Below are 22,620 nucleotides of genomic sequence, written 5' to 3'. Positions count from 1 at the left end.
TCATTTCTCCTCTTCTATTCTCTTCATTTATAGTTAGAGCTCTAATAAAGAACGGGCTTTATTCACGGTTTCCTTATATTCAAGGGCTGGAATAGATTCCTTCACAATCCCAGCACCCGCCTGTACAGTAGCCACCCCGTCCTTCACGAACATCGTCCGAATCGTAAGGGCAAAATCGATATTCCCATTCAAGCCGATATAACCAATTGCGCCTCCGTAAATTCCCCGAGGCTCATCTTCTAACTGCGAAATGATATCCATCGCAAGTTTCTTTGGTGACCCCGTAACTGTCCCAGCTGGCAACACTGCTTTTAGTGCATCAAGCGCGTGCAATTCAGGTGCAAGCTTTCCCTCCACTTCGGAGACGAGATGCATAACATGCTCATAACGCACGGTCTCCATATATTTCGAAACATGGACAGAAGACGGATTGCAAATCGGTTCCAACTCCTCACGGCTGAGTTCCACCAACATATCGTGCTCCGACAACTCTTTCGGATCGTTTCGGAGTTCTGTTTCCAATGTGTTGTCTTCCTCATTAGTGCGCCCGCCTGCGTGTTCCCGCAATCGGATTCGCCACGACAGTCCTGTCCTTCACCCGAACAAGACTTTCCGGCGAGGCCCCGATGATTTTGTGATCATCGAATTCCATGTAGTGCATATAGGGCGAAGGATTCCGCTTACGTAGTTTTCGGTATAACGCGAATGGGTCGCCATCGATATCCGCTTCGAGTTTTCGGGAGAGGACGACTTGTTCAACAATGCCTTTTTCAATGAATTCCTGCGCTTGAAGCACTCGGCCTTCAAATTCTTGTTGCGAAAGGGCGCACCGGTAATCGGAAATGGTGATGCCGTTCTCCTCTTCGGCCGGGCCATTTGTGATTTGTTCTGCAAGGTCATCCAAGTTGGGCTTTGCATACTCTGGATTGATTTCGGTATGAAGTAATGTTACCTCCTTGAGTAGGTGATCATAGATGATGACCGTGTTGTAAATATTGAAATACACGTTAGGTGTTTCGGTTTCAGTCGTACCCGCTTCTCCCGCCGCCCCGTACCCGACATATCCAACTGCGCCGCCCATGAATGGGTATTTTCCATGCTCCGCGATGCGCGGCATCAACCTTTTTAGGAGCGTATATAGATCCCCTTCGTGCGTGTACGACTTTCCTGTTGCATATACAAACTCCTCCAGACTTCCTTTGCCCCCGCGGTACGCCTTCACCGGATCCACCCCGATGAACGAATATCGCCCTGACCGCTCATGTTGTGATGAACTTTCCAGCAAAAAGCGTTGCCACCCTTGCAATCTCCTGAATATAAGGATCGGTGTCAGCGAATCCCCCTCGATTTTCCTCTCTGTAATGCGCAAACTCGTCTTTTCCATCTCAGCTCTCCTCTTCTATTTTGTTGGTTGTGCGTTATCGATCATTTCCCGACGGAAATCGTTCATTTCCTGGAAGTTATTGATTATTTGGCCGCACTTATTGGTTATTTCCCAGAAGATATCGATCATTTCCCAGGTTTTATTGTCATTTCGTGACCTTTCACCTATTCATCGCACCTCCTTGTCAAACCCCTTATTTGTCAAAAGCACTTAGCGCGACAAAGCGCTACAGATCCAAACTACTCCCCGCGGGATCCCTAATCGTTTCCACGCATAAATCCGTTGAATCACGCATAACTTCAATTACTTACGCATAATCCGTGGCATTCACGCATATACCAAAACACTCACGCATAAATCCATGAAATTACGCATAAAAACAAAAAAGCCCTCTGCAAAAGGACAGAAAAGTCCAATTGCAGAGGACGGATTACCCGCGTTGCCACCTCTATTTGAGGCCATATCAAAAAAGCCTCCACTCGGCGCGCCTAAAAAGCGCTTCCCGTAACGTAGGAAACACGTCCATCCGGAAAACACGGATAGCTCTCATAAGTCCATTCACACCGGCCGCGAATCAGTTTCCACCACCCACTGACTCTCTACATCGCGATTCCGATGCTACTCCTCTTATTCAACAATTTCTCAGCTATGCTCTTCTCAACTCGGCTCATCTGTTCCTGGGCGGCACCGCTCCCGGCACCTCTACCCTCTCCGAACAAAAAAGTTGTACTAACCTTACTATTCTTTCAATCAATTGTCAACCTTTCGATAATTTATGCAGCCCCGCAATTTTGTATAACAATCGCCGAAGATGTACAATAGTGGGAAAGAAACTCGAAAAAAGGGGAACCCAATGCGAATCAATAAATTTTTAAGCGAAGCCGGCATCGTCTCGAGGCGCGGCGCAGATAAATGGATTGAAGACGGACGTGTTACTATCAACGGCCAACCCGCTGAACTCGGAAGCAGAGTTGAACAAGAGGATGAAGTCCGTGTCGACGGCAAACCTGTGAAAACCGAAGAGCAACTTGTCTATATTGTTCTCAATAAACCTGTCGGCATCACGAGTACGACTGAACGCCATATCGAAGGAAATGTCGTCGATTTCGTCAACCACCCGCTCCGCATCTTCCATATCGGGCGGCTCGACAAAGACTCTGATGGCTTGTTGCTTCTAACGAATGACGGAGATATTGTGAATGAAATCCTGCGCGAAGAACACGGCCACGAAAAAGAATACATCGTCACCGTCGATCGCCCCATCACAAAGGAATTCATTCACAAAATGGAATCCGGCGTCGAAATCCTTGATACAGTAACGAAACCGTGCAAAGTGAAACAACTTGGCCCGCGCAAATTCAATATAACATTGACACAAGGCCTGAACCGCCAAATCCGCCGCATGTGCTCGGCACTCGATTACAACGTCAGACGCCTCCAGCGCACACGCATCATGAACATCCATCTCGGCAATTTGCCAATTGGACAATGGCGTGACTTGAATGAGAAGGAATTGAACGAAATGTTTCAAATGCTGGATTATGAGCCGAAACGGTGACTTTGTAAAGAATATTACAAACATTGGATAACACAAACATACGTATGGTATAATTGAAGGGTAATAGAATAGGTGAACTCAAGGATTGGTCGGCTCACTCCCGCGAAAGGGGGTGGTGCCTGTGTCAGTATTCGAAGCATTAATGCTTACAGTAGCATTCGGAGCATTGATCGTAGCGATATTGTCTAATAACCATAAAAAATAACCCATCCTTGAGTTGAACGGCTCGGATGGGTCACTTTACCAAAAAACGCCGACCCCTAAAAGGGACCTGACTATTACACTTGATCGTTCAATGTTAGCGCATTGGACAATCTCTTTTAGTTTATAAAAGTCCTAATTACATTATACATCATCTTTTGAGCATCTACAATCAATTGATTTTTGCAGATTTTAGTTAACCCCAGCAAGCACCCTATCTCCCGCAACCAAAAATGCTTGGTTAATACGCCTTCACACCATCACTCTAACCCTATTCCTCCCCTTTACAAACCCCTTCCTAAAACTCAACCCAACATAAGCCACAACTAAAAGGAAAACCGTTGCTCCAAGAAGCATCCCACACCCCATATACAAATTAATTGACGGATCATTCATCAACGTCAAAATCTCCCCATTGACGATTTTTGGTATGTTTAGATAAAGGAACGGTGAGTATTGAGCGAAATCGTCCAATTTCCAGCTCAGTAAATAACCCGCTACGCTAATCAATCCTGCAAGGGCATACACAAATAGTGGCTGGCGGATAAATATCCCTAATACATTCGTCAACACAAGAAGGAATAATGCAACGCAGACATATAGCAAAAGAGCCTTTAACAAATACTCTCCAAGCGGCATGAAATGATAGCCACCTTCGAATGCTCGCTGCCCTGTAAAATCAAACGATTGGAATTCCTTTCTGCTATGATAGTGCAGCACTGGATACATCCAGTCACCGAACCGGTTGAACACCGTTCCGAGGAGCACGGCAAACAGGAAAACAATAATCGCACTCCCTATCGCAATGGCAGAACTGAAAAGCACTTTTCCAAGGAAAAGGGAACGCTTCATGATTGGCAATGTCTCGAGCAACTGCAATGTCGGCCTCTTCCCACGCTCGCCCGAAAATCCAGCGCCAACAAGGATAAGGAATAAAATCAGCGGAATGAAGTACAGATAGTCCCGGAAATACATGAACAGTGAAAACAATCCGCTATGGTCCACTTTCCGGTTATGCATTTCATTCGCTTTCTTCTCCTTGCGATGTTCCTCTTTCCATTGATCATGGATACTCGGAATATAGGTGCCGGCAAAGACTGGTCGGATATTATGCTCTTTCATCCACTCTTTTTGTGCAATCGCTGTTTCATAGCCGAAAATGGTGAGTGGATCATAATTATGCTTTTTAACCTCTTTCAAGCTTTCAAGATATCGACGATCATTGAACAGCTGATAATCGTATAATGGGGTCCAATCATGATTTCCATAAGCCTTCAATGCAAGTTCGGCAAGCGCGGCTTCTTCACGGGCAACGTTAATATACTCATTGAAGTGTTCAATATTATGTCCATATATGAAATCCCCGTCTTCACCTCTTGCATTTGCTTCTGCGACCTGCTTCTCCATTTCTTCGATGGCCTCCATAAAGTAACCGATGAGTCCCGTCTCATTCTCCGCATCTTCTACAATCGACGCTAACCTTTCGAGAGCCTCAGTCTCCTTCTCCTTCGCTTGCTCCGCGAAATAGAAATAGCCGACTATAGCAACGATGAATAAGACAATCAAAGACTGCCCGACAAGCCCCCTCCGCTTCGACTTCCGCCATTCAAACAGACTATTATTCCAAACGGAGCGGAGATGTGTCATCTTTCCTTTATGGTACGGCTTCAGTTCCTCGGCCGATTTAAATAAACCACGTTCGCCCTCACGCAAGAAAATGGTTGTCGTAAGCAATAAAACGCTCCATAGAAACGCCGAAACTGCATACAACCATATCGAATCGGTCGGCATTTCGGTCAAAAACCGGTCTGCACGGAAAAACTGGAAAGGGTTCCAAGATGTCTGCATGATTGGCAGTGCCTCCGTCAGTACAACGCCAATCATTGTAAGGAAGCCTGTCAGCATGATCGTTGAAAAAGAGCTTCTTAATTGCGTACCGATTAAAAGCAACAAGGCAAAAAGGAATGCCCCCGCTCCCACAAATAGAATCGTCACATTCAACAAATGTTGCCATATAGGAATGATGGCGAAAGAATCACCTATTTCCAGAAACTTTGGATACAACAAGTCATTGAATGTGTCTCCGAAAACAACCGGAATCACCCATCCGCCAATCGCGACGAAAACTAAGTAGAAAAACGTTACGGTTAGCAATCCCGCATACTTCGCAAGCAACAACTTCCATCTGCGAAGTGGTTGCGTCCTTAACGTCAACAAAGTCTGCTGCTCCTTCTCCGATGTATAAGCGTTTCCAAAAAGGAGTAATAGCAGTAAAAGTCCGGCTGGTCCCAGCAAAGTTGGAGCTATCTCACTCATTTGCAAGGCAGGGGACATTGGATGTGTTTCATTGGCATAAGGCAGTTGATGCTCTACCAAATATGCATTCTTTTCAATGGCCTTTTCCCGTTCCACGCCCTCTAATGTTGTAAAGACCCTCCGACTTCCTCGTAATTTGCCAATAAAGAAAAGAATTGATTCTCGACCAGCGGAACTTCATCCCAACGTTCTCCGTAAATGGCGCTCTTCCATTGAAACATGACCGTCGCCGTATTGTTTAAGATATCGAATTGCTTCGCCTGCTCCTCCGTCAGTCGGTCCTCCCGTTTCAAAGGATAAAGTTGCGTGTATAATTGATCAACCTTTAGAGCGATAGGACGAATCTTTTCCTCTGCCTCTTTCGACATTAAATCCTGTTCAATTTTGTTTTGATAAAAAAACCATCCGACGGTCAGCAGCACCATAACCAACAGCCAAACAAACTTCTTTTGCCGCAGGATCTTCTTCAGCTCAAACTTGAACAAGCTCATCGGCCTTTGCCTCCGTGAAGATTTTCCGGTAACGTTCCTCCGATCCAAACACTTTCTTCTCGATATCGTCGATGACTATATTTTCCCGTTCCAACACTTGCAATACGTTGCTTAACGCTACATCGCGACGATAAATATGCAAGCGCCCGTCGACTAACTCGACAGGAACACCCGCAGCAACAAGCGCCTTTTCGGCCTTCGCCGTTTGGTCAACCGCAATCTGGTAGCGCACCTGCTCAAACTCCGCCATATTCTCCTTTATCAAATTCCCCTTCTTCAGGAATAAAATCGATGACGTCACCCGGTCAATTTCCGCAAGGTTATGCGAAGACAACAGGATCGTCGTCCCTTCATCGCGCAATGCAAGGAGCAACTCACGCACACGGATCGCGCTCGTTGGGTCAAGACCATTGAGCGGTTCATCCAAAATCATCAATTTCGGCTTATTCACGACAGCCATCGCAAGCAACAGATGCTGCTTCATTCCAAGCGAATAGTTTTTCACCTTTTTATTCAAATAACTCGTGATTCCAATCCGGTCCGCCGTCTCTAAAAGCTGCTTTTTCGGCAATCCTTGCACATCACAGATGAATTGCAAATGATCATACCCCGTCAAATATTCGTATAGCACCGTATTATCCTGCATAAATGAAATCTCCCGGAAGATATTCGGATCCCGGTTGTTCTTTCCCAAGCACCGTAATTTCCCCTTTATCCGCAGGCAACAAGTTTGTAATGATGTTCATTAACGTCGATTTCCCGACCCATTGGGCCCAACAAGCGCAATGATCTGCGGCTCCTCAATCTCAAACGTAATCCCCTTCAACACCTGCTCCTTGCCATATGATTTGTACACGTCTTTTACTGATAGAATCATTACTCCCACTCCCTTCCAATATTTTACTAAACTTCATTCTACCATACTTGCAAACTCATTTATTTGAATATTTGATTTAAAATCCAGGATAAAAACAATCCACCTCAGCCACTACCACCAAGGTGGATTACTTTTATTTTCATTCAGCTGATTTTCAATAAATCCTGCTCTTGCATGCAATCGATCAATTCCTGCACGGCGACTTCTCCGGCATGCATCCATCTGTCCTTATTCGTAATTTGGCCGTCTTTGTCTATCGGCGGCTGAAACTGGTTGAAGCCGGCAACATTTAACATAGATGTTTCATCACGATCAAGTCCAACATGGACAACATGCTTAATAATATAAGGTGTACGGAATCGAATGACAGCCTCACGATGGTCAAGTTCACCATCAATTACGGAGAAAGGAATCCTGACATAAATCGTCTCGCCGCCCTCCTGGCACAAAATATGATCAAAATACCCTTGATGGTAGTCCCAATTGCCGCCCATATGATACCCAAGCCCATGGATACAGTCCCTTACAAGGCCAAACGTTGCAATCTGCCCTTCCAGAGCCGTTTGTAATTTTAACATGGTTACTCCTCCTTCTGAATGATTCGCTATACAGCATTCACAAAAGGAGGGGGTAAAATACAAAGCTCTGAAAACGAAATGTCACTATCGGATATAGACGGTATTCCCAATTCCATGTTGTAAAACTTCACTCTTACAGAGGTCAATCACTTTAAATCGTTGCCGCCAATCTCTCTTTCCCTTTTCTAACTCCAACCCTTGACCTCAGACGCAAAACGCCATACCCAACACCAACCAATAAAACTGCCGCACCAACAAGCACCAAACACCCATTCAACACCGACACACCCGGATTATTCAGTACCGTCGCCACTTCCCCATTAACAATCCGCCCAATATCCAAATACGTGAACGGGAAAACTGCGCGTAATCTCCTAACTTGTCGCTAAGAACATAGCCAAATCCGCAAATCAATCCCACAAGGCTAAATACAACGAATGACCGTGGAATGAACATCCCCAATAAATGCACAAGGGCAATCAAGAACAAAAAGATGCAAACGGATAGCGCCACTCCGCTCAGCACATATTCACCCAACGGCATGAAATCAAAGCCGCCCTCAAACGCCCTCATCCCTGTGTATCCTTCAGCCTCCACTACCTTTTTACTGTTGTAATGGAAGATCGGATAATACCAGTCTCCGAATCGATTGAATAGCGTGCCGACGAGTAGGACAAACGCAAAGATGCCAACTAAACCGGAAATCCCAACCAAAACTGCCGTCGTGACTTTCCCAAAGAAAACCGAACGCATCTCAACCGGCTGTGTCTGTAGCGTTTGGATTGTAGGACGCTTCCCTTTCTCAACTGCAAATCCTGCGCCAAAGACAAACAGCAATAACAGCATTGGAATGAAATAAACAAAGTTGTCAAGGTAGAGATAAAGTGAAAACAATCCGTTGTTATCGACCTTTCGATTCCATTCAACATGCTCTTTCTTTAATTCCTTATCTCCACTGTCATAAATCGTTGATATCATCATCCCTGAAATAATAGGTTGAATTTCATGCTTTATTAGCCACTCTTTCTCCGCTTTGCTTGCTTCCAACTTGACGTAGCTGTCAAAACCAGAAAGTCCACCACTAATACCCATATACTCGTTATGGAATTCTCCAAGCATATATCTATTTCGGTATAGTTGAAATTGGTTATACGTTTGCCAGTCTTTCTGTTCATACGCTCTTTTACCTATTTCATAGTGAGCGAGGACCTCTTTATAATGGGCGAGCATTGTTTCTATACGTTGCAATTCCACTTCTCCATAAAACTTGACCATTTCTTCATCACCCGATTTTTCAGCCTCGGCTTTTTTCTCATCGAGTGTGTCTAACTGCCTCTCGTGATCAGGAATAATCATGTCCCTATATTGCGCTAAACTCTCCTCCACCGCAGCAATATACTCCGCTTCTTTCTTCTGCGAAATCTGGCCAAGCAAAAAATAACCGATTATAGCAAATAACCCTAAAATAATAATGGATTGCTTCAAAGATCCCTGCCGCTTCAGCTTTCTCCATTCAAACAGTGCACTGTTCCTTATCGCCTGTACGCGACGGGTCTTCCCATCATCAAAAGGTTTCTTCACGTCCGAAGCGCCAAACAAACCTTTTTCACCCTCAGGCAATGCGAAGGCCGCCGTTAGAATGAGTAAACTCCAAACAATCGCACTGACAGGAAGAATCCAAAACGAACCTGCCGCTGTTTCAGAAACGACCGTCGAGATGTTCAATAAATGAAACGGATTCCAGAACCCTTGCAAACCTTCGTTCATCAAAGTCACTGAAAATCCGACTACTCCGATGAACCCCGTCATTATCAAAACTGAAAAAGAGCTTTTTAGTTGCGTGCTCAATAACATGATGAAACTAAACACCAATGCACCTGCAGTAAAAAACAGCACAAAGATTCGAACCAAATAAGCCGATGTTGAGATGAATGAGAACACCTCTCCAGATTGGACAAGCTGCGGATAATCAAAGCGCCAAGCTTGCTCGCCGAATAGGTAAGGAATGAGCAAACCAATACAAGCGACCAAGAGGAGAAACACAAGCATGACGAAGAGCATCCCCGCATACTTCATTAAAATCCGCTGCCTTCTTGGAATCGGCTGTGTTTTTAATGTCAGCCAAGTCTGCTGCTCCTTTTCTGCTGTCATCGCATTGCCGAAAAACAGCACGAGAAACAGAATCGCTCCGGCACTTAAGAGTAAATCCGCACTCTGCTTCAGAATAAGTGCAGGCGCAAGCGGAAATTCTTCGTCAACATAGGGGAGATCATGCGCAAGAAGCCACTCATTCTTTTGGATGGCCTTCTCCCTTTCCAGTGCATACAATGCACTGAACCCGCCCCCTTTCCTCCAATGATTCCACATTCTTCAAAAAGCCCTGTTCAATGGCAGGTATTTTGCTCCATTCCTCGTAATAAATTGCACCTTTCCAATTAAAGAAAATTGTCCCAAACTCATTGACATGCACTTGCTGCTGCACCATTTCTTCGTCAAGGTTACCTTTTAACTCCATATCCTTATAGAAACGATAAAGGCCATCAGCCTCCTCAGAATATGGTCGGATCATATCTGAATACCTTTCTTTCATGGTCTCCTTTTTAGAGAAGTTCTGATTAAAGATAAAACTTACCCCTAACAGGACAACAACCAGCAACCAAATCAGCTTCTTCTGCCGATAGATCTTCTTTAGTTCAAATTTCAATAAACCCAAAACATTACACCCCCTCGTCTTAGCGTTCATACCGTTGATTCTTAAACCTTAATAAAAAGTCTACCATTTATTCTGAAATATTCAATTAGCCGAACAACTGGGGTATGTGATGTTTTATAAGCTTAGTTGTTGAAAAATCACTGCTTTTGCTCAAACTTGTACAAATTCATTAATAAAACAATATGTTTAAATTGGTTTAGGCGATCGGATTGCGCAAAAAATAAATAATGAATTAATCCTCTAACTCAACTATCTGGCGATAATAGTCAACTGCTTTTTTGTACTTGCGCTTAGATGCATAGAACTCCGCTAATCTCCTAGAATAGTGCCTCGTCTGATTCTTATCCTTCTTTTTCTGAAAGTAGCGAACTGCAGTTAGAAGGGAGGCTTCAATTCGCTCATCATTTTCTTCAAGTAAAGCTTGATGCACATCGAAATGTGTTTTGAATCGTTGGCGTATCGGTTCGCTTAATTGTGAGAGGAGACGATTGCCTTCTTCAAGCCAATGACGAACCTTTTCCCCACCCCCTAATTCTTCGTATATTCTTAGAAGAGAGAGTATGGTATAAACCTGATCCTCTGGCTGTTCTTTACAGTCAATCGCCTGCCGGAAGTACGATATGGCCAAGTCCGATTGATTCATAGCGTTATATACAGTTCCTAAGTTTTGATAAATCATTCCCAGAAAAGTTTGCAAATCAAACTGGCGGCATACTTTTTCTGCGTGTTGAAATGTTTCAAGCGCACGATCCAATTGTCCAATCTGTTTATAGGCAACTCCACTGACAAGATGACATTCCAATACCCTACGACCCGTCATGATTGACTGGAAATAACTCAGTGCATCCTTCGCTTTTTCTAACGCTTCAAATTTCTGTCCATCCGCCATAAATGCAATCGACTGAACATAAGCAAAATCAGCCCGTTCAAAACGGGAGAGCGGAAGAAGCTCCGCCAATTCTGCTCCTTCAGAAAAACAGTCCAGACACACTTTCAGCTCACCTACTCCATAACTTGCCATTCCTTTAATTTGTTGAGCCCGAAACGCTTGGATTGGTGTTAAGTTGAAATCAGTTTCAGTGAACTTGGCTAACGATTGTAGTATATTTTCTTCTTGCTTGGGTAGGACAGATTGCGCCCTTAGCAGCATCAATTCTAAGTCAAGTCTTATTTCCGCCTCAATTGGCACTCTGTGCAACAACACATTTAACTCTTCCACTAACTGTGCTGCACCTTCTTGATCCCGTTCATTAATGACTGTTTCGAGTTGGTCTTGCAGCTGCTCCATTTCCACATTTTCACTTTCAACAGCTAACAGCACACCCAGTCTATCTGATAGCTTCCTTAATAATTCTTCGCTTGGCTCGGTTTTCCCACTTTCAATTCTGCTTAAGTGGGAAATGGAACATATTTCTTTCGCCAAAGTCTCCTGCTTCATATTCTTCCGAAGTCGCTCTGTTTTAATAATCGTTCCAATAGCCATTTGTATCACCCGCTGTGTGTATTTTAATCTATTATACCATTCCGAAAAATTAAATAAATTAAATCTATTGAGTTAAATAGTAGAAATAAAAAATGCTCTCTATTATCTCCAGGCTTCCTATGTCATAGTAATAATGGGAATATTTCTATTAATGGGGGTTTTATAATGGAGAAATTAGTGAAGTTACGTGGTTCATTTGACGAATTAGGAATCGATGGGATGATTATTACGGATCCTTACAATCGGAGATACTTGACGGGTTTCACTGGTACTGCGGGGACTGTGCTTGTATCCAAAACGGAAGCGTATTTATTGGTCGATTTCCGTTATACTAGCCAGGCGAATGAGCAGGTTACGGATTTTACCGTGAAGGAAATCGATCGCATTATCATTTATGAGGAAATTTCAACACTTATAGATGACTTGGGAATCAAGAAGTTAGGTTTTGAGCAGCAGCATCAGTCTTATTTTTATTACTCCCAGCTTGTGAAGGCAATCAACCCAGAGCTTGTGCCTGTATCGAATGTCGTTGAGAAACTGCGGATGATTAAAAATGAATCTGAAATGGCTATTTTGAAAAAAGCTGCTGAAATTGCAGACGCTGCGTTCGAGCATATTTTGACGTTCATTAAGCCCGGGCGCACTGAAATTGAAGTTGCGAATGAGCTGGAATTCCATATGCGGAAATTAGGTGCTACTTCTTCTTCTTTCGATATGATTGTTGCATCTGGCGTTCGTTCCGCGTTGCCGCATGGAGTCGCAAGTGACAAAGTAATTGAGCAAGGTGATATGGTAACGTTGGACTTCGGTGCCTATTATCAAGGCTATTGCTCCGATATGACAAGAACAATTGCAGTCGGAGAGCCGGATCCGAAGCTAAAGGAAATCTATTCAATTGTCTATGACGCTCTCGAAAATGCGCTGTCAGGCATCAAGGTCGGAATGACTGGGAAAGAAGCGGATGCTTTGACCCGTGATTTGATTAGCGAAAAAGGGTATGGCGACAATTATGGGCATGCATGGGGCACGGGATTGGCTTGTATATTCATGAGGACATTTTCATGAATCCGACATGCGAGCTGCTTGTTGAGGAAGGAATGGTGTTGACGGTCGAGCCGGGCATTTATATTCCAGGCCTTGGCGGAGTTCGGATTGAGGATGATATTATCATGAAAAAAGATGGAATTGAAATTATTACGAAATCACCTAAAGAGTTGATCATTCTTTGAAACAATGGACTTCCGGTTAGCTGGAAGTCCATTTTAATTCGGAGAGACGGAATATCGGTCATTTCCAGAGAGTTATCGGTCAAGTTCACAAACTTATCGGTCACTTTTAGGGAGTTATCGGTCACTTCGGCAAAGTTATCGGTCACTTTCACAAATTTATCGTCATTTCGTGACCTTTTACCTACCGCCCCACCTCACTCCTCAATCAAACAAACAACACCGTAGACAAATAAACTACAAATGTAACCGTGATTGCGCTTAAAACGGTTGAAAATAAAACAGTCTGCGCCGCCAAATCCGGATGTACGTCGTATTCCAACGCAAGTGTCGAACTGTTTCTTGACGTTGGGAAGGAACTTGCGATGAACAGAGATTGGGCGACTACGCCATCTATCCCGAAAATGAAAATGAGGAGCAGTGCCACGCTTGGTCCGATGATTAGCCTTCCGATGCTGCTTGTAACAATCGTCCGATTGACGATTGTCTTCAATTCGATTGTGCAAGTTGTGCTCCCAACAACACAAGCGCAATTGCCAAAAATGCACCTGCCAGATGGCTGATAGGAGTCCATAAAAAGGACGGAATCGGGATTTGCAGCCAATTCAACAAACCGCCAAGAAGCATCGCGTGGATGACCGGCATTTTCAATAACGATTTTAGAATTTCCAACCCCGACTTCGTAGCGGATATCAAATTATATAATCCATATGTATACGTTAGAATATTTTGGAAGACCATCACGATAATTTGTATGGAAATGCCGAGAGGATTTGCATGAAATAGCAGCTGACTGACCGGTATCCCATAATTCCCGGAGTTGATTAATGAAATACTGTTTTTGAATATCGCCGCTTCCCCTCTTTCCAACTTCAATAATTTACTTAAAACCGTTGTAACAACAATTATTATTAAACTGAACGCAACCAAATAACCGATGATTTCCAATAGAATTTGCACGTCAATCTCTGTCTGATACAGATTAATGAAAACCGCGGCTGGCATAAGACAATATGTAATCAGATTCGAGATTGCTTTTAAATTGAATGCGAATTTCCTTTGCAAACCTGCCCCGACAAGGAGGAGGATTAAGATAGGTATAATGATATTAATGAAAATGGTTCCGATGAACATAGTGTCTCCCCCTGTTGTGAGGCTCTAATCCTCAGAAACTTCTTTCATTTAAGTATACAAGAAATTAATTTGTTTCTGTAATTAAAATAATAATCAGAAAACGGTAATTTATTGTGGTACAATAAACACAAAGGGTACAGTTACTTCGGGACGGTAAAGGGGGTTTCGTTTCGTCATGGATCGAATGAAGTTAATAAGAAAACCCAGAGTAATAATCCCCATCCTATTACTATTCATCATTATCGGGGCTTACTATTTTTCCAACAATAACTCATGCATGCGGAAAGCACCTCATTACGATTCTTTTATTTTTTTCAATCAACCAGTCGGTCAATTTGAGGTGAGTCAAAACATTGCAGGTGAAACAATCGATGAGAAGAATTATAAGCGATATAAACAGACGGAAGATGCGATGAAGGAATTTGGGAAATATATGCCTTTGCCTAAGGATGAACCTTATTTTGTCGAATGTACCTTTGGTGAAGTAGCGTATGCAGATGGGGAGCCTGTGCAGTTTACGCATATTGTCAGGCATCGGGATATGAAAATCGATGTCCGTAAGGGTGCGAAATGGGAATATAATAAACAGCTTACGTACGGCACGTATTATTATCGTGTCAGTAAAGAGCCTATCGCTTATTCCTTGGTGGACTCAGGGTTGGATGATGTGGAAACAATTTCGTTGGACGATGGAGTGGAAGCGCTGTTTAGGATAAATCTCATGGAGTGGAAGGATGACCGATTTTATTATCAGTTGTATCATAGCAACAGTTATCGGGAGCCTACTATTTTAACTTTTTTAGCGAATTCCTCTCGTGTCAATCTTAGTTATGTGCCTGAATGGGTGAGTGAGATAGATTGATAAAAAGCAGCCCCCTATTACAATAGGAAGCTGCTTTTTACTCACACATTGACCATCTCCAAAAACTGCCGTGTCCGCTCGTTTGTTGAGTGGTTGAAAATGTCTCTGGATCGGCATCTTCGATAATGACGCCTTCATCCAACATAATGATGCGATCCGCCACTTCTTTTGCGAATTTCATCTCATGCGTCACGGCGACCATCGTCATCCCTTCATTCGCAAGGTCCTGCATGACTTGAAGTACTTCACCGACAAGCTCCGGATCGAGTGCGGATGTCGGTTCGTCGAATAGCAAAGCTTTCGGTTCCATTGCAAGCGCCCGCGCAATGGCGACACGCTGCTTCTGTCCACCAGACAACTTATTCGGATAGACATCCGCCTTATCGGAGAGACCGACTTTTTCCAAAAGGGAATGTGCCAATTGCTTTGCCTTCCCCCTATCCGCCTTCTTCACGATCAACGGCGCTTCCATTATATTCTCAAGAACTGTCTTATGCGGAAACAGGTTGAAATGCTGGAACACCATGCCAACTTCAGCCCTAACTTGTGAAAGATCGTCCTTTTTCCGATCCACCGTACGGCCATCGATGGATATCGTCCCCTCTTCTGCCTTCTCAAGGAAATTCAAGCAGCGGAGCAATGTACTTTTTCCGGATCCGCTGACCCCGACCAAGACGACAACCTGACCAGGATTAATATCCAGATCAATCCCTTTCAAAACTTCCAATTCACCAAAAGATTTATGAAGATTCTTCGTTTTAATCATCTGTATTCCTCCCTATCAAGATCCATCCACATTCAATTTATTCTCATACAGCTTCAACAACCAAGTGAAAATAAGGACGAGGATGAGATAATACAATCCGACGACGAGGAATGTCTCAAACGGCAAGAAGTTCGCTGCAGCTTCACGATTCGCACGCGAGAACAACTCCGAAACCCCTATCAAATAAACAAGGGAAGAATCCTTCAATGTTATGATGAACTGGTTGCCGAGTGGCGGAATCGCACGGCGAAGCGCTTGTGGGAAAATAATACGGCGCATCGCTTGAGTTCGATTCATGCCGAGCGCAAGGCTTGCTTCACGTTGGCCACGGTCAATGCCTTGGATTGCACCTCTGAAAATCTCTGCAATATAGGCACCATTATGGATACCAAGCGCAATCGCCCCCGCCCAGAAATTCGACAGGACGACAATCGACGTAATTCCGTAATAAAGGAACATGATCTGTACGATGAGCGGCGTCCCTCGGATAATCTGAATATATAAGTTTGCAATCGTCTGTAAAAGTTTTGATTTTGATATTTTCATCAGTGCAAAGATAATTCCAAATGCGGTTCCCAAAACAACTGCAATCGCCGTTACCTTCAGGGTGACAAGTACCGCTTCGAGGAAACCCGGATAGGTGTTCATGAATACTTCGTAAAATGTTTTTATTGTTTCAGGCACTAATCAATCCCTCTTTCCATTACAAATCCATATTTACTCAAGCAATTCCGCATCTTCCAAGTCGATGTCTAACAGATTCCGTTTGAACCATTTTTGTGAGATTTCATCATAGGTACCATCATCGATAATTTCTTGGAGGGCTTGATCAATCGCGTCACGAAGCTTTTCATTATCCTTCTTCACCGCGATTGATGGCTGTTCCACCCATAATGGATTGCCGACCTCTTTAATTTCAAATCCATTTTCAATTGCTTCAAATCCGACGATGTCCGCCGTGATGACAGCATCCAAACGGTTTTCTACTGTCAAATCCTTAAGTGCTACAACGTCACTGGAATAATATTGGATATCGTCCGACAAAGTTTTCGCTGGCTCCTCATACGTAGATTGCGAGACGACACCGATCTTCTTCCCTTTCAAATCTTCTGGGGTCTTGATTTCGTCATTGTCCTTCGCAACCCAAATCATTCCGCCAGAGTAGTAGTAAGGCTCCGTGAACGCCGCCTGCTCTGCACGTTTTTTTGTGTAAGCCATCGAACCGATGATGGCATCATATTTATTCGCAACTAATCCTTGCAAGATCGTTTCAAACGGGTTCGTCACCGGATTAGCCTCCAAGCCCATCTTCTCCGCAATTGCCTTTCCGATTTCCACGTCAAACCCTGTCAACTCGCCATTCTCTTCAAAGTTGAACGGCTTATAAAGACCACTTGCCGCATATGTCAATTTACCTTTCTTAACAAGACCATACTCATTATCACTCGATTCGCCCTTGTCCTCTCCACATGCTGCGAGCACTGAAACAGTTGCTATAAGCAAGAATAATAGCGTTTTCCATTTTCTCATTCTAAAAAACTCCCTTTTGTCATCGACCGATGCCGAATTTATTTGCCTACTAACTCTCTTTCCCTATCATTTATCCAATAAACCTACTTTTTTTGGGGGAGATTGGTTGGGAGGGAGACTAATTGGTATTGGTAGCACCTATTGCAGGCATGTCCTTGAGGCGTTATCACCGACTTGGCGGGGTTTATCACCGACTTGAGGCTTGTTATCACCGACTCGGCAACTTTATCACCGACTCTCGGGTGTTTATCACCGACTTGGATGAATTTATCACCGAATGGCTACAATTCAACTTGAAAAACTGCCCTTGGAATCATTTATCACCACTTAAAACATGTTTATCACCACTTAAATGTCCGTTATCACCACTTGGAACACTGTTATCACCACTCAGGGCATAGTTATCACCACTTGGACAAAAAGAGCTGGCCCCAACCATTTATCACCGACTTGGCGGGGTTTATCACCGACTCTCGGCGTGTTATCACCGACTCGGGCAACTTTATCACCGACTCTCGGGTGTTTATCACCGACTTAGGCGAATTTACCACCGAATGGCTACAATTCAACTTGAAAAACAGCCCCCTTACAATCCCCACTCTGTTTATCTAAACAACTATCAGGGGATAGACAGGTTATCGAGTACTTCATCGAAATAGTAAGTGAGGTGAAGAGAGTCATGTCAGTCAATGGAGGAAAAGAAGAGATTTCACGCGCAATTGTTCATTTATTAAAAGAAGGTCAGAAGAATACTTTCCAAAAGGTGATTAGTGAATTATCGCCATATGACACTTCAATTCACTACCGCAACTTGCCGCGAAAACGTAGAATCCTATTCTTGGAATGGCTCTCTTTAGATCAATTAGTGACCCTACTAAGATATTTGACACGTGGTGAACAGCTTCTTGTGCTAAAGAAAATCGGCCCAATCCGTTCTACAGAATTAATGGAGCTTTTGAAAAGTGACGAACTTACCCAACTACTCTCCGATTTGCCGGATAAAGAAGTTAATCAGTTGATCGCCCAGATGAAGGATGAGGAGAAAAAGGCGATACGCAAGCAGATGAAGTATCCGAGGAAATCTGCCGGGCGGGTGATGATCAGTCAGTATGTATGGGTTCACAAATCATATACTGTCCGAATGACGATTGATAAACTGAAACATTTTAGGGAGTTCGCGGATTACTTGAATTATGTATACGTCATTGATGATGAGAAGAAATTGATTGGCGTCGCTTCCTATCGGGACCTTCTGTTATGCAAACCGGAGAATCCCATTTCGGAGGTGATGACATCCGATATCGTCAAGGTCAATGAGAATACGAAACAAAGCGAAGTTGCGAGAATGATTGGACGCTATGATTTTCTTTCTGTACCTGTCGTAAATGATGAAAATATTTTGGTTGGTATTATTACAGCGGATGATGTGCTCGACATCGTTATACGTGAGGCGAATGAAGATATTGAAATGTTGTTTGCGTCTGGGAAGGAAATTGATTTTCATACAAAACCGGTTGTAGCTGCTTTTAAACGATTGCCTTGGCTCGTATTGCTATTATTCATCGGACTGTTTCGGGAAGCATTATTGCCAAATTCGAAGCAACACTTGAAGCCGTTGTTGCGCTCGCCTTTTCATGCCGATGATTTCGGGGATGACCGGAAATACTGGAACGCAGTCGTTAGCCATTGTCGTCCGCGGACTTGTGACTGAGGAACTGACGATGCAAAAGACATTCAGTCTCATTTTCCGCGAACTGCTTGTCGGCATCATGCTTGGTGTCATCAACGGCGTCATTATAGCCATCATCGCTTATTTTTGGCAACAAAACCTTGCGCTTGGTCTTGTCGTAGGGGCATCTCTCTTTGCAACTCTGATTATCGGCACACTCGCGGGCACTGTCATTCCACTTATTTTGAATAAATTCAAAGTCGACCCTGCCGTCGCGTCCGGTCCACTCATTACTACCATAAATGATATTTTATCCTTGCTTATTTATTTCGGTATTGCAGCGATGTTTATCTCGAAATTGATGTAAAGATTTTATTGGTCAAAGGCATTTGGCGCAATCGGATAATTGATTTTACAGTGGACTTTCCGCGAAATCATGGTCCTCCCGTACTTTTTTGATGAGTCGATAGTCCCGAGATGAGCATAACCCCATCGAACTCGAGCATACCCAGTCCAAACTCGAGCATAACCTCCCCAACTCAAGCATAACACCATAAAACTCGAGCATAACTCCACCTAACTCGAGCAATTCCCGCTGGCATGTCATCGACACCATGCAAAAGCGACCCCATAGAAGGGATCGCTTTTTTGCGGTTTATATATTTTAATTCGAATGGCAGTGTACTTAAACTAACTCTTCCGTACGCTCAGTGCGTGGGCGCATTGTCCCGTGCTGCATCAAATTCGTATGCCATGAGAACGCTTTTTCAAGCACATGCGGTGTGTGGCCGCCTCGCTCAAGCGCTTCAGAGTAGTACTCCCATAATTGTGCACGGTACATTGGGTGCGCACAATTTCCGATGATCAATTCGACACGCTCTCTTGGTGCAAGTCCACGTAAATCCGCAAATCCGTGCTCCGTAACGATGACGTCGACATCATGTTCTGTATGATCCACGTGAGAGACAAATGGTACGATACTGGAAATGTCACCGTTTTTGGCAACTGACTTTGTCACAAAGATAGCAAGCCGTGCATTACGTGCGAAATCTCCAGAGCCGCCGATGCCGTTCATCATTTTCGTTCCAGTTACATGCGTTGAATTGACGTTTCCGTAAATATCCAGCTCAAGTGCAGTATTGATAGAAATCAATCCGAGTCGGCGGATAATTTCCGGGTGGTTCGAAATTTCCTGTGGACGCATGATTAATTTATCTCGATATTTATCTAAATTACTAAATACTTTATCCATCTTCTCTTGTGACAATGTAATTGAAGCGCATGAAGCCTTACGAACTTTACCCGCATCAATCAAGTCAAATACAGCATCCTGCAATACTTCCGAGTACACTTCAAGGTCTTCGAATTCCGAGTCTAACAGGCCATGAAGTACAGCATTTGCCTGTGAGCCGATACCTGATTGAAGAGGTGCCAATGAATTTGTCAATCTGCCGGACTCTACTTCCGTGCGTAAGAACGACAGTAGATGTCCAGCCATGATTTCAGTGTCCTCATCTGGTTGAGTGATTGTCGATGGAGAATCTGCTTGATGTGTAAATACGATTCCTTTGACTTTATCCACGTCTACTGGGATTCCGACTGTTCCGATCCGATCATCCACTTTCGTTAGCTGGATTGGATTCCGCTCGCCTTGTTTACCAGTATCATATAAATCATGGATACCTTCCCACTCCGAAGAATGAGCTGTATTTATCTCAATAATGATTGATTTTGCATGCTTTGCAAACGATAACGAGTTACCAACAGAAGTCGAAGGAATAATCATTCCGTCCTCAGTAACTGAAACCGCTTCCACAATTGCGAAATCAATTGGTTCAATTACACCTGCGCGAATCCACTCTGCTGTGTGAGATAGATGGTGGTCTACAAAAAGAAGTTCCCCGTTATTGATGCCGTTACGCATTGCTCTTTCCGCTTGGAATGGCAAACGCTTATTGATAATCCCAGCTTCCGTAAACAATCTATCTATATCTGATCCGAGTGAAGCACCTGTAAATACGTTCACCTTGAATTTTTCTGTTTCAGCGCGTTTTACCAAAGCCATTGGAACCGCTTTCGCATCACCCGCACGAGTGAACCCGCTTAACCCCAACGTCATTCCGTCCTTAACCCAAGAAGCCGCCTCTTCAGCAGAAACAATAACATTTTTCAATCCTTCATGTCTGATACGATCCATGTGGTTACCCATTCCCAACCGCTCCTTTGATTGTCTTTGGCTTAATCTTATCGCATCCAAAGGAACGAAAGGGAATTTGAGGATGAAAAACGATATTAGCGGATAAACAGCCATACATTTTGTCTAAAGCAGCATATTTTTGACTAAGCAACTGTTCAGCGCGCTTTAAGACCAAGATTAAAAACCCAATAGTTTTCTAAAATAACTTGAGTACGACTGACTGACAGGAATTTGTGCACCGTCACTCATAGATAACAAGAAAGTTGAGTGAGTGTCCGGAAAAATTTCTTTTATATGCGTCACATTCACGATGAACGATCGATGGCAACGGACAAAAAGATCATGCGGCAAGACATACTCAAAGTTTTGCAATGAATTCTTGTGGGTACCTGTAATATGATCGGCTACAACAACGGTCTTACGATTCTTTACTTCAATATAATTCACTTCCGAAAATGGAACAGGGACCCATCCGTCCTGTGTTTTCAAAGTGACAACCGATTTCCCTTCCGTATATGCCGGATAAATTGCAATAACACAGCCATCTATGACACCATCATTATGAAAAGGAACGGCCATACCATGATAAGGGACGCCGAAAACATCTCGGTTAATGAACTCCGAAGTTTTCTGGCCTTCTGTTAATGCTTTGTACGCAAGTGTCCCTTCCCTTACAGGATCACCAGGCCTGATTTTCAAATCAATCCGTTTGCTTGGTCGATAATAAACGTATTCTTTTGTATTCGATACAACGATGGATATTTCATCAGCAAATAATTCCCGATAACATCTAAAAGGGAGTCCAAGTTCAACATGCCCATCCTTGCTCCTTTCTTTGAAAAGCTCTTTACTATAGATATAAGTTTTCATGTACAACATTCAACTTTTGAATTATAATGGAAGATACTAAGTAACAAAAAATTATGACAAAAAAGAAAAATCAAGGGGGACATTCAGCATGCATATTCGAGATTTAATCGTAGAAAGATTAGGAGTCGCAACGGTAAAAGTGGAACAAACTGTTTCCGAAACATACAAGAAAATTATTGAGACAGGATACCGCTGTATCCCTGTTGTAGATAACGATGATACGTATAAAGGAATGATCTATAAGGTCGATTTGCTCTCCTATTTATACGAAGAAAAAGGCGATGAACAAGGGTCAATCGAGCCTTTGTTAGAGCATCAAGATGTTTACGTTTATGAAGATGCTTCATTTTTAAGCGCCTTACTTAAAATCAAGGCATTGCCATTCATCAGCGTAGTAAGAAACGGCAAGCTTATTGGTATTGTAACGCATAATAAAATCGAAAGTGTGTTTGAAGATGCATTCGGCCTAAATACTGGTGGACTTAATATTACACTTGCCTCAACCGAAGCACGCGGCATGATCCGAAAATTGACAACGGTGTTAAAGGATGAAAACATCGAGGGCCTAATGACGCTCGACAATGGTTCTGCCCTTGCCCGAAGAGTTGTCCTCACGTTGGAAAACGGAAAATCTGGAGAAGAAGCAACTAAAATACGTGAAAAATTAGAGAAAAACGGCTTTAGAATCTTACAAATGCAGCAAATTAAACCGAGATAAGAACAAAAGCGCAGGGCGCCTGCATAGCAGGGGTTCGCAGTCTAAGG

20 protein-coding genes, 4 pseudogenes and 1 other annotated feature are annotated in these 22,620 nt (G+C 43.5%); of the genes and pseudogenes, 8 read left to right on the top strand and 16 right to left on the bottom strand.

Annotated features, from left to right (window positions below):
• Positions 1-33: 33 nt before the first annotated feature.
• Positions 34-1,384, bottom strand: a pseudogene (locus tag QNH10_RS03505) (anthranilate synthase component I family protein).
• Positions 1,385-1,802: 418 nt separating this feature from the next.
• Positions 1,803-2,028 (bottom strand) — a binding site (T-box leader).
• 209 nt (positions 2,029-2,237) lie between these two features.
• Between QNH10_RS03505 and rluF the strand changes: the two are divergent.
• Positions 2,238-2,942, top strand: coding sequence for a 23S rRNA pseudouridine(2604) synthase RluF (rluF, locus tag QNH10_RS03500; protein ID WP_283733530.1), 705 nt, complete (start codon positions 2,238-2,240; stop codon positions 2,940-2,942).
• A gap of 142 nt (positions 2,943-3,084) precedes the next feature.
• The gene (locus QNH10_RS21035; protein ID WP_430541110.1) at positions 3,085-3,147 is read left to right on the top strand and encodes a hypothetical protein; all 63 of its coding nucleotides are present in this window, start codon (positions 3,085-3,087) and stop codon (positions 3,145-3,147) included.
• A 248-nt stretch (positions 3,148-3,395) separates the two neighbouring features.
• Here QNH10_RS21035 and QNH10_RS03495 read toward each other — a convergent pair whose 3' ends face one another.
• The 9 genes from QNH10_RS03495 to QNH10_RS03455 form a co-directional block, all read right to left on the bottom strand.
• Positions 3,396-5,555, bottom strand: a complete 2,160-nt coding sequence (locus QNH10_RS03495; protein ID WP_283733529.1) for an ABC transporter permease — start codon at positions 5,553-5,555, stop codon at positions 3,396-3,398.
• Between the two features lie 5 nt (positions 5,556-5,560).
• Positions 5,561-5,950, bottom strand: coding sequence for a hypothetical protein (locus QNH10_RS03490; RefSeq protein ID WP_283733528.1), 390 nt, complete (start codon positions 5,948-5,950; stop codon positions 5,561-5,563).
• A complete protein-coding gene (locus QNH10_RS03485; RefSeq protein WP_283733527.1) occupies positions 5,931-6,596 on the bottom strand; it encodes an ATP-binding cassette domain-containing protein in 666 nt (221 codons plus the stop codon). The genes QNH10_RS03490 and QNH10_RS03485 overlap by 20 nt, the downstream gene beginning before the upstream one ends.
• Positions 6,597-6,695: 99 nt before the next feature.
• Positions 6,696-6,827: a P-loop NTPase family protein gene (locus QNH10_RS03480; RefSeq protein ID WP_283733526.1), complete on the bottom strand. Its 132-nt coding sequence runs from the start codon at positions 6,825-6,827 to the stop codon at positions 6,696-6,698.
• Between the two features lie 143 nt (positions 6,828-6,970).
• Positions 6,971-7,405 (bottom strand): YugN family protein, encoded by a 435-nt coding sequence (locus QNH10_RS03475; protein WP_283733525.1) that lies wholly within the window; start codon positions 7,403-7,405, stop codon positions 6,971-6,973.
• A 151-nt stretch (positions 7,406-7,556) separates the two neighbouring features.
• On the bottom strand, positions 7,557-7,718 hold the full coding sequence (locus QNH10_RS03470) for a hypothetical protein (protein WP_283733524.1): 162 nt from the start codon (positions 7,716-7,718) through the stop codon (positions 7,557-7,559).
• Positions 7,703-9,733 carry a hypothetical protein gene (locus tag QNH10_RS03465; protein WP_283733523.1) on the bottom strand — a complete coding sequence of 677 codons (2,031 nt, stop codon included), beginning with the start codon at positions 9,731-9,733 and terminating at the stop codon, positions 7,703-7,705. Before QNH10_RS03465 ends, QNH10_RS03470 begins: the two co-directional genes overlap by 16 nt.
• Positions 9,693-10,118 (bottom strand): hypothetical protein, encoded by a 426-nt coding sequence (locus QNH10_RS03460; protein ID WP_283733522.1) that lies wholly within the window; start codon positions 10,116-10,118, stop codon positions 9,693-9,695. The genes QNH10_RS03465 and QNH10_RS03460 overlap by 41 nt, the downstream gene beginning before the upstream one ends.
• A 232-nt stretch (positions 10,119-10,350) precedes the next feature.
• Positions 10,351-11,601, bottom strand: coding sequence for a helix-turn-helix domain-containing protein (locus tag QNH10_RS03455; RefSeq protein ID WP_283733521.1), 1,251 nt, complete (start codon positions 11,599-11,601; stop codon positions 10,351-10,353).
• A gap of 165 nt (positions 11,602-11,766) precedes the next feature.
• On the opposite strand from QNH10_RS03455, the pseudogene QNH10_RS03450 reads away from it, so the two are divergent.
• A pseudogene (locus tag QNH10_RS03450) lies at positions 11,767-12,830 on the top strand (M24 family metallopeptidase).
• A 205-nt stretch (positions 12,831-13,035) separates the two neighbouring features.
• Here the strand turns inward: QNH10_RS03450 and QNH10_RS03445 are convergent.
• Positions 13,036-13,961: pseudogene (locus QNH10_RS03445) on the bottom strand (AEC family transporter).
• A gap of 175 nt (positions 13,962-14,136) precedes the next feature.
• Here QNH10_RS03445 and QNH10_RS03440 point away from each other — a divergent pair.
• Positions 14,137-14,823, top strand: coding sequence for a hypothetical protein (locus tag QNH10_RS03440; protein WP_283733520.1), 687 nt, complete (start codon positions 14,137-14,139; stop codon positions 14,821-14,823).
• Between the two features lie 41 nt (positions 14,824-14,864).
• Here QNH10_RS03440 and QNH10_RS03435 read toward each other — a convergent pair.
• The 3 genes and pseudogenes from QNH10_RS03435 to QNH10_RS03425 all read right to left on the bottom strand — a co-directional run bounded on the left by QNH10_RS03435 (position 14,865) and on the right by QNH10_RS03425 (position 17,119).
• Positions 14,865-15,589: pseudogene (locus QNH10_RS03435) on the bottom strand (amino acid ABC transporter ATP-binding protein).
• A gap of 15 nt (positions 15,590-15,604) precedes the next feature.
• Entirely contained in the window at positions 15,605-16,237 is a 633-nt protein-coding gene (locus QNH10_RS03430) for an amino acid ABC transporter permease (protein ID WP_283734561.1), read from the bottom strand.
• 69 nt (positions 16,238-16,306) lie between these two features.
• A complete protein-coding gene (locus QNH10_RS03425) occupies positions 16,307-17,119 on the bottom strand; it encodes a transporter substrate-binding domain-containing protein (protein ID WP_283733519.1) in 813 nt (270 codons plus the stop codon).
• A 122-nt stretch (positions 17,120-17,241) separates the two neighbouring features.
• On the opposite strand from QNH10_RS03425, the gene QNH10_RS03420 reads away from it, so the two are divergent.
• The 3 genes from QNH10_RS03420 to QNH10_RS20415 all read left to right on the top strand — a co-directional run bounded on the left by QNH10_RS03420 (position 17,242) and on the right by QNH10_RS20415 (position 19,155).
• Positions 17,242-17,520, top strand: coding sequence for a hypothetical protein (locus QNH10_RS03420; protein ID WP_283733518.1), 279 nt, complete (start codon positions 17,242-17,244; stop codon positions 17,518-17,520).
• A 278-nt stretch (positions 17,521-17,798) separates the two neighbouring features.
• Positions 17,799-18,830, top strand: a complete 1,032-nt coding sequence (gene mgtE / locus QNH10_RS03415) for a magnesium transporter (protein ID WP_347177977.1) — start codon at positions 17,799-17,801, stop codon at positions 18,828-18,830.
• Complete coding sequence (locus tag QNH10_RS20415; protein ID WP_347177976.1) at positions 18,772-19,155, top strand: magnesium transporter; 384 nt, start codon at positions 18,772-18,774, stop codon at positions 19,153-19,155. The genes mgtE and QNH10_RS20415 overlap by 59 nt, the downstream gene beginning before the upstream one ends.
• Before the next feature lie 318 nt (positions 19,156-19,473).
• On the opposite strand, the gene scpC is transcribed toward QNH10_RS20415, so the two are convergent.
• Positions 19,474-20,997, bottom strand: a complete 1,524-nt coding sequence (gene scpC, locus QNH10_RS03410) for a succinyl-CoA:acetate CoA-transferase ScpC (RefSeq protein ID WP_283733517.1) — start codon at positions 20,995-20,997, stop codon at positions 19,474-19,476.
• Positions 20,998-21,162: 165 nt separating this feature from the next.
• Positions 21,163-21,855, bottom strand: a complete 693-nt coding sequence (locus tag QNH10_RS03405) for a LytTR family DNA-binding domain-containing protein (RefSeq protein WP_283733516.1) — start codon at positions 21,853-21,855, stop codon at positions 21,163-21,165.
• Between the two features lie 88 nt (positions 21,856-21,943).
• On the opposite strand from QNH10_RS03405, the gene QNH10_RS03400 reads away from it, so the two are divergent.
• Entirely contained in the window at positions 21,944-22,573 is a 630-nt protein-coding gene (locus QNH10_RS03400; RefSeq protein ID WP_283733515.1) for a CBS domain-containing protein, read from the top strand.
• Positions 22,574-22,620 lie beyond the last annotated feature (47 nt).

It is taken from the genome of Sporosarcina thermotolerans (assembly GCF_030067815.1).
Classification (GTDB): domain Bacteria; phylum Bacillota; class Bacilli; order Bacillales_A; family Planococcaceae; genus Sporosarcina; species Sporosarcina thermotolerans.
This window is presented reverse-complemented; position numbering and strand designations above follow the sequence as displayed.

Coding starts and splice junctions, on each gene's coding strand:
- rluF (WP_283733530.1), top strand. CDS start 2,238: ATGCGAATCAATAAATTTTTAAGCGAAGCCGGCATCGTCTCGAGGCGC.
- QNH10_RS03490 (WP_283733528.1), bottom strand. CDS start 5,950: ATGAGCTTGTTCAAGTTTGAGCTGAAGAAGATCCTGCGGCAAAAGAAG.
- QNH10_RS03485 (WP_283733527.1), bottom strand. CDS start 6,596: ATGCAGGATAATACGGTGCTATACGAATATTTGACGGGGTATGATCAT.
- QNH10_RS03480 (WP_283733526.1), bottom strand. CDS start 6,827: ATGATTCTATCAGTAAAAGACGTGTACAAATCATATGGCAAGGAGCAG.
- QNH10_RS03475 (WP_283733525.1), bottom strand. CDS start 7,405: ATGTTAAAATTACAAACGGCTCTGGAAGGGCAGATTGCAACGTTTGGC.
- QNH10_RS03455 (WP_283733521.1), bottom strand. CDS start 11,601: ATGGCTATTGGAACGATTATTAAAACAGAGCGACTTCGGAAGAATATG.
- QNH10_RS03440 (WP_283733520.1), top strand. CDS start 14,137: ATGGATCGAATGAAGTTAATAAGAAAACCCAGAGTAATAATCCCCATC.
- QNH10_RS03430 (WP_283734561.1), bottom strand. CDS start 16,237: ATGAACACCTATCCGGGTTTCCTCGAAGCGGTACTTGTCACCCTGAAG.
- QNH10_RS03425 (WP_283733519.1), bottom strand. CDS start 17,119: ATGAGAAAATGGAAAACGCTATTATTCTTGCTTATAGCAACTGTTTCA.
- mgtE (WP_347177977.1), top strand. CDS start 17,799: ATGTCAGTCAATGGAGGAAAAGAAGAGATTTCACGCGCAATTGTTCAT.
- QNH10_RS20415 (WP_347177976.1), top strand. CDS start 18,772: ATGACCGGAAATACTGGAACGCAGTCGTTAGCCATTGTCGTCCGCGGA.
- scpC (WP_283733517.1), bottom strand. CDS start 20,997: ATGGGTAACCACATGGATCGTATCAGACATGAAGGATTGAAAAATGTT.
- QNH10_RS03405 (WP_283733516.1), bottom strand. CDS start 21,855: ATGAAAACTTATATCTATAGTAAAGAGCTTTTCAAAGAAAGGAGCAAG.
- QNH10_RS03400 (WP_283733515.1), top strand. CDS start 21,944: ATGCATATTCGAGATTTAATCGTAGAAAGATTAGGAGTCGCAACGGTA.